The organism is Marinomonas aquiplantarum (assembly GCF_003314975.1).
Classification (GTDB): Bacteria; Pseudomonadota; Gammaproteobacteria; order Pseudomonadales; family Marinomonadaceae; genus Marinomonas; species Marinomonas aquiplantarum.
In genome coordinates, this window is record NZ_QNRF01000005.1 from 22,099 (window position 1) to 38,465 (window position 16,367).

17 protein-coding genes are annotated in these 16,367 nt (G+C 44.9%); 14 read left to right on the top strand and 3 right to left on the bottom strand.

Features of this window, described 5'->3' with window-relative positions:
- Positions 1 to 54 precede the first annotated feature (54 nt).
- A complete protein-coding gene (locus DFP76_RS10155; protein WP_113874538.1) occupies positions 55 to 531 on the top strand; it encodes a DUF2947 family protein in 477 nt (158 codons plus the stop codon).
- A gap of 111 nt (positions 532 to 642) precedes the next feature.
- Here DFP76_RS10155 and DFP76_RS10160 read toward each other — a convergent pair whose 3' ends face one another.
- Positions 643 to 1,356 carry a tRNA-uridine aminocarboxypropyltransferase gene (locus DFP76_RS10160; protein WP_113874539.1) on the bottom strand — a complete coding sequence of 238 codons (714 nt, stop codon included), beginning with the start codon at positions 1,354 to 1,356 and terminating at the stop codon, positions 643 to 645.
- A 280-nt stretch (positions 1,357 to 1,636) separates the two neighbouring features.
- On the opposite strand from DFP76_RS10160, the gene DFP76_RS10165 reads away from it, so the two are divergent.
- Both DFP76_RS10165 and DFP76_RS10170 read left to right on the top strand, forming a co-directional pair.
- Positions 1,637 to 2,401, top strand: coding sequence for a DUF1499 domain-containing protein (locus DFP76_RS10165; RefSeq protein WP_113874540.1), 765 nt, complete (start codon positions 1,637 to 1,639; stop codon positions 2,399 to 2,401).
- A 90-nt stretch (positions 2,402 to 2,491) separates the two neighbouring features.
- Entirely contained in the window at positions 2,492 to 3,079 is a 588-nt protein-coding gene (locus DFP76_RS10170; RefSeq protein ID WP_113874541.1) for a TetR/AcrR family transcriptional regulator, read from the top strand.
- Between the two features lie 40 nt (positions 3,080 to 3,119).
- Here the strand turns inward: DFP76_RS10170 and radD are convergent, their stop codons facing one another.
- Positions 3,120 to 4,877, bottom strand: a complete 1,758-nt coding sequence (radD, locus tag DFP76_RS10175; protein ID WP_113874542.1) for a DNA repair helicase RadD — start codon at positions 4,875 to 4,877, stop codon at positions 3,120 to 3,122.
- An 85-nt stretch (positions 4,878 to 4,962) separates the two neighbouring features.
- On the opposite strand from radD, the gene DFP76_RS10180 reads away from it, so the two are divergent.
- The 11 genes from DFP76_RS10180 (at position 4,963) to DFP76_RS10230 (ending at position 15,251) form a co-directional block, all read left to right on the top strand.
- A complete protein-coding gene (locus DFP76_RS10180; protein ID WP_113874543.1) occupies positions 4,963 to 5,655 on the top strand; it encodes a 2OG-Fe(II) oxygenase in 693 nt (230 codons plus the stop codon).
- A gap of 138 nt (positions 5,656 to 5,793) precedes the next feature.
- A complete protein-coding gene (trhO, locus tag DFP76_RS10185) occupies positions 5,794 to 6,789 on the top strand; it encodes an oxygen-dependent tRNA uridine(34) hydroxylase TrhO (protein ID WP_113874544.1) in 996 nt (331 codons plus the stop codon).
- Positions 6,790 to 6,989: 200 nt separating this feature from the next.
- Complete coding sequence (gene dnaX, locus DFP76_RS10190) at positions 6,990 to 9,302, top strand: DNA polymerase III subunit gamma/tau (protein WP_113874545.1); 2,313 nt, start codon at positions 6,990 to 6,992, stop codon at positions 9,300 to 9,302.
- Positions 9,303 to 9,319: 17 nt separating this feature from the next.
- Positions 9,320 to 9,646: a YbaB/EbfC family nucleoid-associated protein gene (locus DFP76_RS10195; RefSeq protein WP_063334118.1), complete on the top strand. Its 327-nt coding sequence runs from the start codon at positions 9,320 to 9,322 to the stop codon at positions 9,644 to 9,646.
- Positions 9,647 to 9,657: 11 nt separating this feature from the next.
- On the top strand, positions 9,658 to 10,251 hold the full coding sequence (gene recR, locus DFP76_RS10200) for a recombination mediator RecR (protein WP_113874546.1): 594 nt from the start codon (positions 9,658 to 9,660) through the stop codon (positions 10,249 to 10,251).
- A 1-nt stretch (position 10,252) separates the two neighbouring features.
- A complete protein-coding gene (rnd, locus tag DFP76_RS10205; RefSeq protein ID WP_113874547.1) occupies positions 10,253 to 11,395 on the top strand; it encodes a ribonuclease D in 1,143 nt (380 codons plus the stop codon).
- Positions 11,396 to 11,424: 29 nt separating this feature from the next.
- Positions 11,425 to 11,718 (top strand): YcgL domain-containing protein, encoded by a 294-nt coding sequence (locus DFP76_RS10210; RefSeq protein ID WP_113874548.1) that lies wholly within the window; start codon positions 11,425 to 11,427, stop codon positions 11,716 to 11,718.
- 2 nt (positions 11,719 to 11,720) lie between these two features.
- On the top strand, positions 11,721 to 12,200 hold the full coding sequence (locus DFP76_RS10215; RefSeq protein ID WP_113874549.1) for a YcgN family cysteine cluster protein: 480 nt from the start codon (positions 11,721 to 11,723) through the stop codon (positions 12,198 to 12,200).
- 49 nt (positions 12,201 to 12,249) lie between these two features.
- Positions 12,250 to 14,097: a VWA domain-containing protein gene (locus tag DFP76_RS10220; RefSeq protein ID WP_113874550.1), complete on the top strand. Its 1,848-nt coding sequence runs from the start codon at positions 12,250 to 12,252 to the stop codon at positions 14,095 to 14,097.
- 17 nt (positions 14,098 to 14,114) lie between these two features.
- Complete coding sequence (locus DFP76_RS10225) at positions 14,115 to 14,909, top strand: class II glutamine amidotransferase (protein ID WP_113874551.1); 795 nt, start codon at positions 14,115 to 14,117, stop codon at positions 14,907 to 14,909.
- Between the two features lie 96 nt (positions 14,910 to 15,005).
- Positions 15,006 to 15,251, top strand: coding sequence for a hypothetical protein (locus DFP76_RS10230; protein WP_113874552.1), 246 nt, complete (start codon positions 15,006 to 15,008; stop codon positions 15,249 to 15,251).
- Positions 15,252 to 15,368: 117 nt separating this feature from the next.
- Here the strand turns inward: DFP76_RS10230 and cysK are convergent, their stop codons facing one another.
- Positions 15,369 to 16,334, bottom strand: a complete 966-nt coding sequence (cysK, locus tag DFP76_RS10235) for a cysteine synthase A (RefSeq protein WP_113874553.1) — start codon at positions 16,332 to 16,334, stop codon at positions 15,369 to 15,371.
- Positions 16,335 to 16,367 lie beyond the last annotated feature (33 nt).

A 16,367-nucleotide genomic window follows, 5' to 3' on the forward strand; every position in this document is an offset into this window, starting at 1 on the left:
TTCACTCTATAGTTGAGTTTTTTTCACCTTTAATAAATTGTAAGGAAAATTGTCTTGTACCAAGCATTATCTCTGTTTTCAAAAAGTTGGATTTTTAAGCGTCAAGATCCAAAAGTAGCGCCAGAAGATTTGGCGCAGATCCACTTTTTGACAGAATCAAAAGCAGAGCAAATTTGGCGTGATTACATCAGTCAGGAGCAGCTTCATCCTGATCTTTTTACGGAGCAAGATTGGCCCAAGAAAACGCCTGAAGGTATTGAAATCAATAAGGCTCAATGGGAAAAGGCATGGGATGGCGAAGCGCCAGATTTACCCGAAGAAGTGTTGGCTCATTGCAATCATTGGGGGGAAGACACCACAGTGTATTTTTGTTGCCATAACGAGCAGATCTTTGAGCTTACTTGGGGTGTGTTTAAGCGTACATGGAAGGCCTTTTTGTTTTTAGATAATGGTCCGATTTTAGTCGGTAAAAAGAAGAAGCAGGCTTTACAGTTTCACTCTAATGGCTGGGTGAATTTATTGTTGAGATAAATTAACTGGATGAAATATAAACAGTTCGAGAGAGCATTAATGTAATTTAATTACATTAATGCTTGGTGTTTTGCTGGGAGCGTTCATTAAGTCGGTCCTTTGGGTTTATTTTCATTGCTCATTACCTCGCTTGCGACTGTTTAAGCAAGCCTGATTAAATGCTTGGTAATAACTTAGCAAATTTTCACTTTGCTGAGTGTATCCTAAGCTATCTAATAGCATGGCGGTGACTTCTGCGGTAGCAAACTGCATGTCATGTTTTGAGTGCCTGACTAAGAAGGAACGCTGTGCTGCTTGATTGATTTCAAAATGCGGAATGTGCTTGAGCCATTCGCTTTGATGGAACATCTTACTGGCTTGTTTCCAGGTGCCATCAAGAATCACAAAGGTGTGTGGTTTATCTGTCTTCTCCTCTGTTCTTACGAGTTCTAATTGATTTCTTACGGTTCTTTCTTGTTGCTGGGCTGTTTCTGTATTGGGAAACAAAATGGTGCAGCTTTCTTTACGCTCATCTAGAAGATTGAGAAGGGCTGGTTCGGGCTCTGTTCTGCTCCACATAAATGCTTGAGTCTGATTTGGGAAAAGGTCTGCGATTAAGCGTCCACTATTAGTGGGTTTGTGGATTTCGTCTCGATGGTAAAGCAGAATGAACTGAAGGGCGCTGTTTTGCGCTTGTCGGTGGTCACAAAAGCAGGCGAATTTCGCCATTAAGCAACAGGCGCATCGCTTGGCGTTTGAGCCTCGTGCTAAAAAAGGTCTCATAGCTTTGGCTTGGCTGTCTTCTCGTAATTGGTCGACAGCGTGTTTTGGAAACAGTCTGGTCATTGTTGTCTTCATTTTTTGGGTAGGGCGTCATTATGGTTTTTTTGAGCATAATGTCTATGGGCGTTTTGGTTATTAAAAATGCCATCTGGTGTTATTGTCATGTTGGTCTGTAATGTATAAATTTGTTAATAAAATTGGCGAATTTACACTTTGCTGAGAATAGCTTTAAACAAATTATGCAAATACAGAGGAATGAATTGGAAGCTTCTTTTTAGCGCTGTTCGTGGCCTCTTTCTCACGCTAAGGTGTGAGATATTATTTTGGTACTACTGAGTTATTTATGAGTCGTTATATCTCTCCCGTGTTGTATGTTCTTCTGATGTTAGTGGGATGTATGGCATTTGTTTCAATTGCTGGTGTGCGAGTGGGGATCTTCGAACCACTGACAGGTTTTTCCATGTTGCGTAAAAGTGTCTATGCTTCATTGGTATTATCGTTATTGGCTATTGTTTCATTGGGCGCTTGTCGTAAAGAAAAAAACATCGGTAGTCAGCGTTTCTTTTTTTTAGTACTCATTGTGTCTCTCGTCTACAGTTTTATGTGGATCGGCTTTTATTTACACCGTTCTGGCTTGCCTTCCATCAATGACATTTCTACTGATACTGAGATGCCACCTGCCTTTTTAAATGTAAATTTCATCCGTAGCTCCAATGAGAACGACCTCGCTTATAATCTAGATTGGGCGCCCATACAGAAGAAGTACTACCCAGATGTTCAGCCTGTATTCACGCAAGAAAGTAAACAGCAGGTTTATTATGTCGTGGCGGATCTAGTAGAGGATAGGGGCTGGGAAGTGATTGCCAAATACCCCGCAGCGGGTGTTGTTGAGGCAACGGCACGAACACCAATATTTGGCTTTCGCGATGATGTTGTTATTCGTATTTTGCAAGTTGGTGATGGTAAGGTTCGAGTGGACATGCGTTCGTGTTCACGTGTTGGTCGAGGGGATTACGGTGTTAACGCTCAGCGTATTGAATCCTTTATGACGGATTTAAACACTCGCCTTGAACGATCTGCTATGCCTAATGTTAATTCTGTTCGATAATAATTTCGCTTTTTTGCATTGAAAATCTGCTCGTCATTGAAAATCAGATAGGCTAGGCTTTGATGATTATTCAGTAAAGGGCATGGTGACGTGAGTCTTCGACAGCAACAAAAGCAACACACTCGATCCAAAATCAAAGCCATTGCGAAGCAGGCTTTTCTCTCTCAAGGTATTGCCGCCACAAGTACTCGTTATTTAAGTCAGCAGGCGGGCATCGCAGTAGGCACCTTGTTTGTGCATTTTCCCGATAAGCTGGCCTTGGTGAAGGATATCTTTTTTGATGAAATGGATGTTGCACTAAGGTCTGGTGCTCAAGCCCAATCTCATTGTGTATCACCAATTGAATATCTATCCCAGATGGCACAGGTCTTGTTCCATTTCTATGACGAATACGCGGAGTTTACCCGAGAAGTCTTGCTAGACAGCGTGGTAACGGGCGGCTTTCACACTAATCAAATTGCGATCATCTCCGAAGGTATAGTAAAACGCTTCCAGCAAGTGGGTGTAGACGAAAAAACGGCACACATTTTTGCTGAAAATATGGTTGCAAATTATTGGTTCGTCTTGTTGGAAAGTGTGCCAAAAGGGCAGCTCGGGCAGGCTGCCATGGGGCGCTTGAAGACCTTGAATTTACCCTTTGAAATCTCTTATCAAAACGCCGCAAAGAAAGCCCAATAAGGTCATTAAGTTCTCTTTTTTAGCCAAAAAAACGATCAGACTAGTTAAGGTTGTTGGCTTTTCGAAAAGGACCTTGATAGTCAAATAATCGTTCTGTGACTTGCCAGTGTTGCTTGTTCTTTTTTGCGATCACGAAGTCGGGGGTAGGCAAGTAGTCGACAAAGCGTGCTACTTGTTCCGCTTTGTCAAAGTCTATAGTCTGGCTTGCGTTAGCGATACGACGGCCAAATACATCATTAAAACTTTGACGAGATTTTTTATAATCAAAGCGAAAGGTTTCCGACAGGGTTAATCCATCCTCATCATGGTAAGTAATTTTCACGCTGTTGTCTGAGGCCTGAATGGTTGGGCTAATACCAGCGCAGCGCAGCACTTTGTTGTCCTTTAGGTTTAATGCTTTTCGCAGTAGGTCATCCGGGTCAATCAGCTTTTCTTGGCAATGTTGACAGTGTCGAGCGGCAATGTCGTTTTCTTCATTGCAATGAGGGCAGCGTTTAAATCGGAACCGATACGAACATTGTTCTTCACCATGAGGTGTTTCAATCAGTCCGTGGCAACGACGCCCAAAGTGTTCGATGATATTGCCATCGGCGTCTTTTCGCCCCCAAAAGGTATTGGCAAAATCACATTCAGGACAATGAATTTGCACGGCAACGGAATCGGCAGTTGGGCGTTTTTCGCCTATCTCTGGCTGGAAAATATTGTAGCCGTTGTTCGTGTAATCCAGTACCAAACAATCTTTCTTACCTGGGCTTAAACGCAAACCTCGTCCAACAATCTGCTGAAATAAGCTGATGGATTGTGTCGGCCGTAAAATGGCAATGACATCTACATGTGGCGCATCAAACCCAGTGGTCAACACAGACACATTGATAAAATACTTTATCTCTTTGGCTTTAAAGGCCTGTACCAGTGAGTCCCTGTCTTTATTATTCGTCTTTCCCGTGATGAGGGCAGTTTGATCAGCAGGTAAATAGCTGACGATTTCTTTCGCATGGTCTATGGTGGCGGCGAAGATCATTACTCCTTGACGGTCTTGGCTTAGTTGTAGGATCTGTTCACTGATCGCTTGTGTGACGCGTGGGTGTTTGTGGATGAGCTCATTGAGGGCGATATCGTCTGTACTGTGTTCACCATCGAGGCTTTCTGTTAATAGGTTAAAATCATAGTGAGCAATGGCGGCGTCGTAATGAATTGGGGGCGTTAAGTAGCCCTTTTTGACCATGTGTTGTAGTGGTAATTCGTATATACACTTTTTAAAAAAGGCGTCTTGGGTTGGGCGTGCGTAACCGTGGTAATGTTGTTCATAAATCCAGCTGCTGCCGAGTCGATAAGGTGTTGCGGTTAGGCCAAGAATTTTTACCTTAGGGTTGAGGGCTTTGAAATGCGCGATGGTGCTTAAATATTGGCCGTCATCGTCTTTGCCGATACGGTGGCACTCGTCAATAATGACTAGGCTGATCGCTTGATCAAAGCGGTCTAGATTGGCGGAAATGGATTGGATGCTAGCAAAGATGGTTTTCTCGTGTTGGTTTTTTTGCTTTAAACCTGCTGAATAAATACCAGCGGGGCTGCCTGTTGCTACAAATTTAGCGTGATTTTGTTCAACCAATTCTTTTACATGAGCAAGGCAGATAACGCGGCCTCTTGCCAGTCGACTTAACTCAGCAATCACTAAGCTTTTACCGGCGCCAGTTGGCAATACAATGACAGCAGGATCATCGGAGCGACGAAAATGCGCTAGTGAAGACTCAACGGCTTGTATTTGGTAATCGCGAAGTTGAAAAGCTGTGCTCATGGTTAGATTATCTAGGTGTGTTAATCGTGTGGCTACAGTATGATAGCCAAATTGGCAATTTTGCCTGTTTAAAAGTGATTAATCTATGCCTCTTGAAACTTTATCCGCGCCTACCTTGTACGTTGAGAATTCGATTCCGACGTTTAGTCGGGAGGAGCCTTTTGCCAATGTCTTGATGGATTTACAAACTCAGGGTTGGAGTGTGCAAGACCATTTTTTTTCCGATGATTTTACTCAAGCTCTCATGGTTGAGGCGCATAACATTAATAATGCTGACATGTTGCAGGCGGGTATTGGTCGTAAACAAGATCACCAAGTGATGTTGGATGCTCGTCGTGATTATATTCAATGGATTGACCCTGATCGTCCGGTGCGTCGAGATTTTTTAAAGGTGATGGAAGAGTTGCGAGTGGCGTTGAATCGACGACTTTTTCTGGGCTTGTTTGATTACGAGGCGCACTTTGCACGATATGAAAAAGGCGCGTTTTACGAAAAGCATCTTGACGCTTTTAAAGGCCGCAGTAATCGAGTGCTATCGACGGTTTTGTATTTGAATGAGGATTGGCAAGATCAAGATGGTGGTGAATTTGTGCTTTATGACGAGCGAGAAGCCGATCAAGAGTTAGGGCGATTTTACCCACAAAAAGGTCGCCTGGCCATATTTCTAAGTGAAGCATTTCCTCATGAAGTGTTGTCGGCCAATCGAACTCGCCACAGTATTGCAGGCTGGTTTCGTATTAATAATTCCACTGGCCAAATAGTCGATCCCGACCAATAAGTTCTTTCCTCTGTTATGGTTTTAATCCATTGCCATTTTTTGTGTCAATAAACTCGAAAAATGGCAAATAAATCTCTATAATGCGCGCCGTTAATCATTGCTCTGGTTTTACGTTCCAGACCGCATAGGAGAAAAAATATGTCAAAAGTCGTTGTATGTGCCCTTTATAAGTTTGTCGAACTTCCGCATTACGAATCCATTCGTGAACCCTTGTTAAACGTCCTAGAAGACAACCAGATTCGTGGCACCTTGTTATTGGCAAGCGAAGGCATCAATGGCACCGTTGCTGGCTCGCGTGAAGGGATTGATACCCTGTTAGCTTGGCTTGACCAGCAGCCTGGTCTGGAAAACATAGTCACAAAAGAGTCTTATGACGAAGACATGCCGTTTTACCGCACTAAAGTAAAACTGAAAAAAGAAATCGTTACCATGGGAGTGGAAGGGATTGATCCAAAACGCGTGGTCGGCACTTATGTGAAACCGCAAGATTGGAATGATCTGATTTCAGACCCCGACGTCATGCTGGTTGATACCCGCAATGATTATGAAGTACAGATAGGTACGTTTAAAAATGCAGTCAACCCAAAGACTGAGACTTTCCGTGAGTTTCCATCTTATGTAAAAGACAACATGGATCCTAACAAACAGAAAAAAGTCGCCATGTTTTGTACCGGTGGTATTCGCTGTGAAAAATCCACTGCCTACATGCTTGAACAGGGTTTTGAGGAAGTGTATCACCTAGAAGGTGGCATTCTTAAGTACTTGGAAGAAGTGCCAAAAGAAGAGACTATGTGGGAAGGTGAATGCTTTGTGTTTGATAACCGAGTGTCGGTAAATCATGATTTGGAAAAAGGTGAGTATGACCAATGTCACGCTTGTCGTATGCCAATTACCGAAGAAGAGAAGCAAGACGAGCGTTTCCAGCAAGGCGTCAGCTGTGTGCACTGTTTTGACAAGTATACCGATGAGCAGCGTCAGCGTTTTATTGAACGTGAGCGTCAAGTGCAATTGGCTCGCCAGCGTGGCGAAGAGCACATCGGAGCAGAAGTATTAGATGCTGTTGAGAAGCATCGCCAAGAAAAGGCCGCTGAGAAAGAGCGCCAGCGTAAAATCCGCGAAGCCAAAGCGAACTAAATAGAACGCATATCGGCACTCATTGAATAGGCTTACTCATCTGTGTAGGCCTATTTTGTTTCTGCCAAACGCTTGATCTTTAAAGTGAACTTTTTTGCTTTCAAGATAAAATTGTTAGCATGGTAAGGTCGAACAATGGTTTCGAAATTGCTCTGACTACCGTACAATAAAAAATCGCTTTTCATTAGCCAGAATTCATCATGAGTTATCAAGTTTTAGCACGTAAATGGCGTCCTCAGACCTTTCTTGAAATGGCAGGGCAAGACCATGTTCTCCAAGCATTGGTAAACGCTTTGCGTCAGCAACGTTTGCATCATGCTTATTTGTTTACAGGGACTCGAGGGGTTGGCAAAACCACCATCGCACGTATCTTTGCTAAGTGCTTGAACTGTGAAACTAACGGTATTTCGCCCGAACCTTGTGGTACTTGTGACAGCTGTCGCGAAATTGCCGAAGGTCGCTTCGTGGATTTAATCGAAGTCGATGCGGCGTCTCGAACCAAAGTAGAAGACACTCGAGAATTACTGGAAAATGTACAATACGCACCAACCCGTGGCCGTTTTAAAGTCTATCTGATAGACGAGGTCCACATGCTGTCAACGCACTCGTTTAACGCCTTGTTAAAAACCCTTGAAGAGCCGCCAGAGCATGTGAAGTTTTTATTGGCCACGACGGATCCACAAAAATTGCCGGTGACCATCCTTTCCCGTTGTTTGCAATTCAACTTGAAAAACATGTCACCGCAGCGAGTGGTGGATTATCTGCAGACAGTATTAAACACGGAGCAGGTGCCATTTGATCAGCCTGCTTTGTGGCAAATTGGTCAAGCCGCCAATGGCAGTATGCGAGACGCTTTAAGTCTAACGGACCAAGCCATTGCTTTTGGCGATGGCGGTATTTCCGAATCCGGTGTGACGGCCATGCTAGGCTTGGTTAATCAAGCTCAAATTTTAGATTTGCTGGAATGCATTGCTGCAAAAAATGCGGCTGATGTGCTGTCTCGTATTGAGGCTTTAGCCGATTATCAGCCAGACTTTGTTGCCATTTGTGGTAGCTTATTGGATACCTTGCATCGAGTGGCGATAGAGCAACAAGTGCCAGGTGCCTTGGCTGATCAATTAGGTGATTTAGCCCGCATCCAAAACATTGCTCAAACCGTCAGCCCTGAAGAAATTCAAGTGATGTATCAGAGCTTGTTAGTGGGGCGTCGAGATCTGCATTTGGCGCATTCTGCGCGTGCTGGTTTTGAAATGCTTATGCTGCGGTTAATTGCTTTCCGTCCTGCGCCACCTATGACCATGAGTCATCAAGCGCCACCGCTCGTCGTGGATGACGCGGAAAAAAAAACACCGGAAGTTGAGTCAGTCAAGACATCTGAAAGCACCTTAGAATCGACTGGCGTTGTTGGGGCAGAACCTTTAGCTGATGAGGCGATATCTGTTGATGAGAAAGTACAAAGTGAAGTGCTGTCTTCGTCGGCTCAAGTGGATTCATCATCCACAAGTTTGAGTGCGGATGAGCGACCCCCTTGGGAAGAGGCGTTAGCGGACGAAGTCGTTGATGAGGTGGCAGACGATAAATTAGCACCTGTGTCAGGTTTTACAGCAGAGCAGCAAACGTCAGAAACACAGCAAACAGATACAAGGCTTGAGTCAGCACTTGCTTCAGAGGAACCTGCAGTGGTCAGTTCTGATCATACTCGTGATGAGCTCGAAGCATCCAATGAGATGAAGCATGAGCATGAGGCATCAGTCGACCATCAAGCGCCACAGAAGGCTGTGAACGACTCCCAAGCTGACCTTGATTCAGAGCAAAATGCCCCCAAAATGTCAGAGCGAGCGGCAGCACGAGTAGAATCCTTGCTGGAAACGTCTCATAACGCATCAGAGTCGGTTGATGATGAAGAGGAAGACGAAGAAGAAGCGGAAGAGCGAGCTATTGCCGATGTGGCAGACCCGTTTAATCCCGCGGCGGACCTCGTTGAAGCATTAGCGTCTGATGTGGTTGAGGCTGAGCCGGAATTGGCAGAGAAAGATTCCACTGACCCTAGATTGGCCAAAGTGCCAGATACCATTGCTCAACCCGCTTTAGGGATGCCATTGCCTGAGTTGAATCATTATAATGAGCTAACCATGCAAATTTGGTGGCTGGTGGCACCACGTTTGCCTTTGAGAGGCTTGGTGCAGAATATTTTGATGAACTCCAGTATGGTAGATGCCAGTGATCAGGGTATTCGATTACAAGTGCCACTTGAATATGGGCACATGCTAAACCAAGTTCGTTATGAACAAATTCAAGGCGCACTGAGTGATTTCTTTGCCATGCCAGTGCCCTTGATCATTGATACTGTAGAAGAGACCGAAGGGGTGACTGCAGAAGAGTTCGCCGCCAGTAAACGTGCAGAAGCTTTGCAGGTTGCGATTCAACACTTAAATTCACATCCAGTTGTGCAAGCCTTGTCCAGTACGATGGGCGCACAGTTGGTTTATGACTCAGTAAAAGTTAAAGCTTAATAATTTGGAGAGAAATGATGTTTAAAGGTGGTATGGGCAACATGATGCGCCAAGCGCAAAAGATGCAAGAGAACATGCAGAAGGCGCAAGAAGAAATTGCCAATATGGAAGTAGAAGGCCAAGCGGGTGCTGGTTTAGTAAAAGTCGTGATGACAGGTCGTCATGATGTGAAACGCGTTTCTATCGATGATTCGTTGTTTGAAGACGATAAAGAAATGCTGGAAGACTTGATTGCCGCTGCAATGAACGATGCGGTTCGTAATATTGAAACTAATCAGAAAAACAAAATGGAAGAAGCGACAGCTGGTATGTCTCTTCCACCAGGCTTCAAAATGCCTTTCTAGGAGCTGACCTCTTGTTTAGTCCTCTTATTTCGGAACTGATTGAGTCCTTGCGTTGTTTGCCCGGTGTTGGGCCGCGCTCGGCTCAGAAAATGGCGTTATACTTGTTAGAGCGTGATCATCAAGGGGCCGATAAATTGGCCAGTTCACTTCGCGAGGCGTTGGATAAAGTCGGTCGCTGTGGTAGTTGTCGTACTTTAACGGAAGAGTCTGAGTGTGATATTTGCCAAGATCCAGAGCGCGATGAAAAGCGCTTATGTATCGTTGAAACACCAGCGGATGTTGTCGCTATTGAATCGGCAGGATCGTATCGTGGGCGTTATTTTGTCTTGCTTGGGCATTTGTCTCCGATTGATGGTATCGGACCGGAAGAGTTAGGACTGGATCGTTTGGAAACCTTGGTGGTTAACAACGAAGTAGAAGAAGCCATAATTGCAACGAATTCCACAGTAGAAGGCGAGGCGACTTGTCATTATATTGCGGAAAAACTCAAAACATTGAATATTAATGTAAGCCGCATTGCCCATGGTGTGCCCATGGGTGGTGAGCTGGAATACGTTGATGGCAATACTCTGGCCTTAGCGTTAGAGGGACGGAAGACACTCTAAAATGAATGAGCATGATGAGGCGTTGAATATTGTGTGGGTCGCGGACAATGCGTCCTTAGCCAGTTGGTGTGACTATTGGGCTGAATTGCCCGTGATTGCGGTGGATACTGAATTTATTCGTCGTACAACGTATTTTCCGATTACAGGTCTAATTCAGATCAGTGAAGGGGAAAAGGCGGTTTTAATTGACCCTTTAAGCATTGATGATTGGTCACCATTGAAGGCCTTAATGGTGAACTCTGCAGTGATGAAAGTGTTTCATGCTTGCTCTGAAGACCTAGATGTCTTTGATCGTCTGTTGGGGGTTCTACCCACCCCATTTTACGATACACAAATAGGCGAAGCCTACGCCAGTGCGCAATGGTCATTGAGTTATGTGAAATTGATTCATGAATATTTACGCATTGAAGTGGCAAAAGATGAAACTCGTTCAGATTGGACGCAACGCCCACTAACCGATGCGCAAAAACGTTATGCGGCATTGGATGTGGTGTATCTTGCAAAGGTTTATCCGATGCAGGTCGCTCGCCTTAAAGACAAGAAAATGCTCGAATGGGCTCTAGAAGATTGTGAAACGCTCAAGTGGCAATACCAGATGAACTCAGATCCAGAGCAAAACTGGTCTGGTGTGAAGACAGCGTGGCGCTTATCTCCTGAAGGTTTGACCTTGTTACGCCTGCTGTTCATCTGGCGTGATGAGCAAGCCCGAAAAGAAGACGTGCCTAAAGGGCAAATTCTGAAAGATCGCACTTTATGGTCGATTGCTAAAATTCTGCCGACGCATCATAAAGCGATTTCTACTGCCGAGGAAATTACAGGCCGTCAACAGCGTTTGTATGGTGAAACCATCCTTGAAAAAGTCGCGATGGTGAAAGAGCTGTCTGCTGATGAATATCAGATGCCATTGGAGGCGCCTTTACCCTCTCAGGCGGGTGAATTAACGAAAGCGGTGAAAGCATTTGTTCGTGGTCGAGCAGAAACCATGGGCGTGGCACCAGAAGCCATGATGAAGCGCAAGCTGTTAGAACCTGTGGTGCGCCATTTGTTTGATGGTTCTGCGATTGATTGGCAAAACCCAGCGATGACAGGTTGGCGTCAAGATGTCATTGTGAACCCAATTTTAGATAAATTTAAATCGTCCTAATCGACCATAATAATGGTCAAGAGAAAACTATGAAACAGCAATTGATTATTGAAGTGTTCCATTCATCAAAGCGAGAAGGTATGTATCTTTTCGTAGAGAAAGCCGTGGGTTTGTCGAAAGTGCCTGATGAGCTGATGGAGCGTTTTGGCAAAGGCGTCAGTGCCATGACGATGCTACTCACACCAGAAAAGAAGTTGGCACGGGCGGAAGCGCAAAAGGTCATGGATGAAATTCGTGAAAAGGGTTTCTACTTACAATTACCGCCAGTGAAAGATGACTATTTGTTGGATCTGTATAAAACCCCAACGGAAGCTGTTTACTAACTATGATCGCAAAGCGTTATGAACCTTTTTGGAAAACGGTGCCATTGGAACAAATGTCGTCGGATCAATGGGAATCCATTTGTGATGGTTGTGGAAAATGTTGCCTGCAAAAATTGCAAGATGAAGACACGGAAGAGGTGTATTACACCAATTTGTCTTGTCAGCAGCTCAATTTAACGACTTGTCAGTGTAATGTTTACGAAACAAGACAGACTAAAGTGGCCAGCTGTATTACGCTGACACCAGATCAGATCGATGAGTTTCATTGGTTACCTGACACCTGTAGTTATCGAGTGTTAAACGAAACCAAAGACTTGCCAAGTTGGCATCCTTTGGTGGTTGGTAGTCATAAAGAAATGCTCCGTCAGGGGCTAACCGTCCAGCATTATGCTGTGAATGAGCAATCGGTAAAAGAAGAGGACTGGGATACCCATATTATAAAATGGGTACACGGCATGCCCGAACCTTATGACGTAAGTTAATCCGATTGGTTGGTCAATAGCAGCAGTGTGATTCAAGGAGTTCGCAGACGTGAAGTGGTTGAAGTTAAGTACAGTGTTGTTATTGGCCTCATTAACTTTTTGGGTGCCTCTTGCGAAAGCTGACGCGCAATTTCGAGTCATTGTCGATGCGTCTGGCAGTATGCTCATCAGTGATCCAGATAAACTCACCTCCGAGGCATTGCGCCTTATATCGAATCTTGCACCAGATGAAAAAGCGACTTTAGGCATTTGGTTGTTTGGGGAAACACCGCGTGTGCTGGTACCTGAAGCACCAGTGAATATTCAGACTAAGGCTCGAGTAGCCAGTTATGTTAACAGTTACCTGACCCAAGACGTTAAAACCGATCTTGAAGCCATTATTAAGTTATTGCTCGATACCCCGGATGCGGGTGGTTTAGAGCCAGGTTTTGATCGTCATTGGATTCTCGTCACCGATGGTATGGTGGACATTAGTTTAGACGAAGCAATAAACAAAGCGTCTCGCGATCGCATACTCAATGAACTGTCACAGCAACTTGAGCTGTTGGATATCCATCTGCACACCATCTCCATGACAGGTTATACCGATAAAGCGTTATTAGAAAACTTGTCTCTTCGTACCAATGCAACTCACACAGAAGTGGCCGTACCGGTGGACTTGTTAGACACGTTTGACCGTATTTTCTCGCAAGCTTCACCTTCCGATGAATTGCCTTTGAACGGTAATCAGTTTGTGGTGGATGAAGCCATCGATGAATTAACCCTTGTAGTATTTCATGAAAAAGGCGAATTACCCGAGGTGGTTTTACCTGATAACTCGTTACTGCCGATTAAAGGGGGCTTTAATGTGTCGGTGTCGTCGGCGGACCATTACACCTTAATCAGTGTACAGGATCCTTTACCTGGTACTTGGCAGGTGAAAAATGTCGACTTATCGCGTAGTAGCGTTCGTGTCATTACCGATTTGAGTGCGCGAGCAACGAAAATCTCCCCCGTCATTTTTGTAAACGAAGAGATTTATTCCTCTATCGGTATTTTCTTAGAGGGTGTGTTAATGCAAGACCCGCAGTTATTGGATTTAGTGAATGTTAAGCAAACCCTGTATCGTTTGAGTGGAGAGCAAAAAGAAGAAGTCTTGTCTTACGATGTGCCTAAAGCCAACGACCAATTTAAAATTCGCTTGGCAGGGATTGGCCTAGCAGGCAATTATGAACTGGTCAGTGAAGTGGATGGTCAGACATTCAAGCGTCAGCTGAGTCAGTTCTTTACTGTGCATCCAGCGATTGAGTTTGAAGGCTCAACACCAAGCGATAATCTGGTTGCCTTTACGGCTACACCGGTGAACTTAAAACTCAATCTATTACGCTCTAGTGTCGTGTTGGAGTTTACGGATAAAAAGGGTGGTAAACGTACCGAAGAGATGCCTTTGATCGGTCAGGGATATTGGGAAAAAGTCATGCCTGTGTCTCCGGATGATCATGTGGTGGTGCGTGCCAAACTGTCTGGTGTAACTCAAGCAGGTTTACGATTTGAATATCAAACACCAGAATGGCACTTTGATCGCCAAGGCGAGGCTGGTGCGACGGTTGGTGTCGGTGAACAAGCTGCGAATAGTTTATTGCTCTCGCCATCCAATTCGACTAATCGAGAAGTGATGCCTGTGGTGGTTGCACCGGCCATTTCCGTAGTCGAAGAGAATGGAGAGCCAGTAGAAGAATCGGTTGATGCTGAACCGACTGAATTGCCTATCACAGAAACAGAAGACGTGATGGATGAAGTAGACACCATGACACCGACCGATTGGATTATGTATGCGGCATTAAATGTTGCTGGATTGGCGGTGATTGTGGCGGGTGTATTGTTGTATCGACGTATTCGTAAGAGTGCGTCCAAATAAGAGTGATATAAGCGAGCATGTGTGAATTGTTAGGCATGAGTGCCAATGTGCCAACGGATATCTGTTTTAGTTTTTCTGGGCTAAGAGCCCGTGGCGGTCGTACTGGGCCTCATAAAGATGGCTGGGGAATGGCCATGTATCGCGACGGTGATGTATGGGCTATTCATGACCCTAGGCCGAGTGCAGATTCAGACATGGCAGAGGTAATGAGTCATACGTCACTGAAGTGTGACATAGTGATTAGTCATATTCGTCAAGCAAATGTCGGTGCTGTGTGTTTGCTTAATACCCATCCGTTTAGTCGTTTGTTGTGGGGCAAGACATGGTCTTATGCTCACAATGGTCAATTGGAGTCAGCTGAGAGTTTGGCGGTCGAAAAAACACACCCATTGGGCAGTACCGATTCTGAACGGGCTTTTTGTTGGATTATTGAACAACTTCAATGTCGCTTTGATAGCCTTGAGCCTGAGCTTGAAAGCTTATCGCAAGCCTTATCTGAATTGGCTTTGCAGTTAAAAGAGCGTGGCGTATTTAACATGATGCTGTCGGACGGCAAGCGACTCTACTGTTTCTGTACAACCAAGCTGCATTGGATTACCCGCCGGGCTCCCTTTAAGAAAGCCAGTTTGTCCGATGAAGACGTTATTGTGGATTTCCAAGAAGTGACCACAGATAAAGACGTGGTGACAGTCATTGCAACTCAGCCGTTAACACAGGACGAAACCTGGCAACAAATGCAAGAAGGTGAGTTGTGTGTGTTTGATGGTGGTGAAGTCGTCTGTCAGATAAAAAGCCCAGCATCAGCCGCCTAAGCGTCCACTTTGGTGATCGCCATGATCAGGAACTTTTTATTTGATCACTAATAACTGGTATCCTTGCGGCATTTGAGCAGTAACAGAGTAATCAGAATGATGAATGACAATGAAGTAATCAACACATTAGAAGAGCTGGAAGCCTTTGTATTGGCCGTTGAATCTGGTGGCATGGGGTTAAACAATGTTGCTGGATTGGCGCTGGCGACCAACAACAGTAATGGTCGTCCTTTTGTGGCTGTTCTGGATGATAACCAGCAGCTTTTATTAGGGCGTTGGGTGTCTAGTGACGTATTTGAAAATGGTAAAGACATTGTTCGCTATGGACCACGTAAGCACTAAATCCAGTATATAACTCAGTGCACTTTCTGCCGTTTGTCTGAGAGAATAAAAAATCCCCGCTTAGGTTTAGCTTAAGCGGGGATTTTTGTTTGGTTTAAGTCAAAGACGTTGCAAGGCTTATTGAACTAATTCGTTGTCGCTGAATTCACCTTCAAATAAGGCGGTTGATAGATAACGTTCACCTGAGTCAGGCAATACCACAACGATTTTTTTGTCTTTGTAAGCTTCTTGCTGGCTTAAACGCTCGGCGGCCACAACGGCGGCACCACATGAAATGCCGCATAAAATGCCTTCCTCACGCATTAGGCGTTTCGCCATCGCAATGGCATCATCATTGTCTACTTGTTCAACTAAATCGACCATCGACAAATCTAAGTTTTTAGGCACAAAGCCCGCTCCGATGCCTTGGATCTTGTGAGGTGCTGGCGTAGGTGTTTCACCCTTTAAGGTTTGAGTAATGACTGGCGAGCTTGTGGGTTCAACCGCCACACTGGTAATGGCTTTACCTTGCGTGTTCTTGATGTAGCGACTCACGCCTGTGATGGTGCCACCGGTGCCAACGCCTGCAACAAACACATCAATGTCTCCATTGGTATCCTGCCAGATTTCTGGCCCAGTAGTTTGCTCATGAATTTCTGGGTTGGCGGGGTTGTCGAATTGTTGTAACAGCACGAAATTATCGTCTTGGGCGATTTCTTGTGCTTTCTCAATCGCTCCCTTCATGCCTTTCGCAGGCTCGGTTAAGACAATGTTAGCTCCCAGAGCTTTCATAACTTGACGGCGCTCTAGACTCATACTGGCAGGCATCGTAATGGTGATGGGGTAGCCACGAGAGGCAGCTACAAAACACAATGCAATGCCAGTGTTACCACTAGAGGGCTCGACGATGGACTTGCCTTCGGTCAGCAGACCTTTCTTTTCTGCGTCCCAAACCATGTTCGCGCCAATACGGCATTTTACAGAAAAAGCAGGATTACGAGATTCGAGTTTTGCGAAAATGTTGCCATTACCAATGCGATTTAAACGTACAAGCGGTGTATTGCCAATGGTAAGCGAGTTATCTTCAAATACTTGATGAGACATAGCATTATCCTTTTTTCGTCTTTATGAATCGGG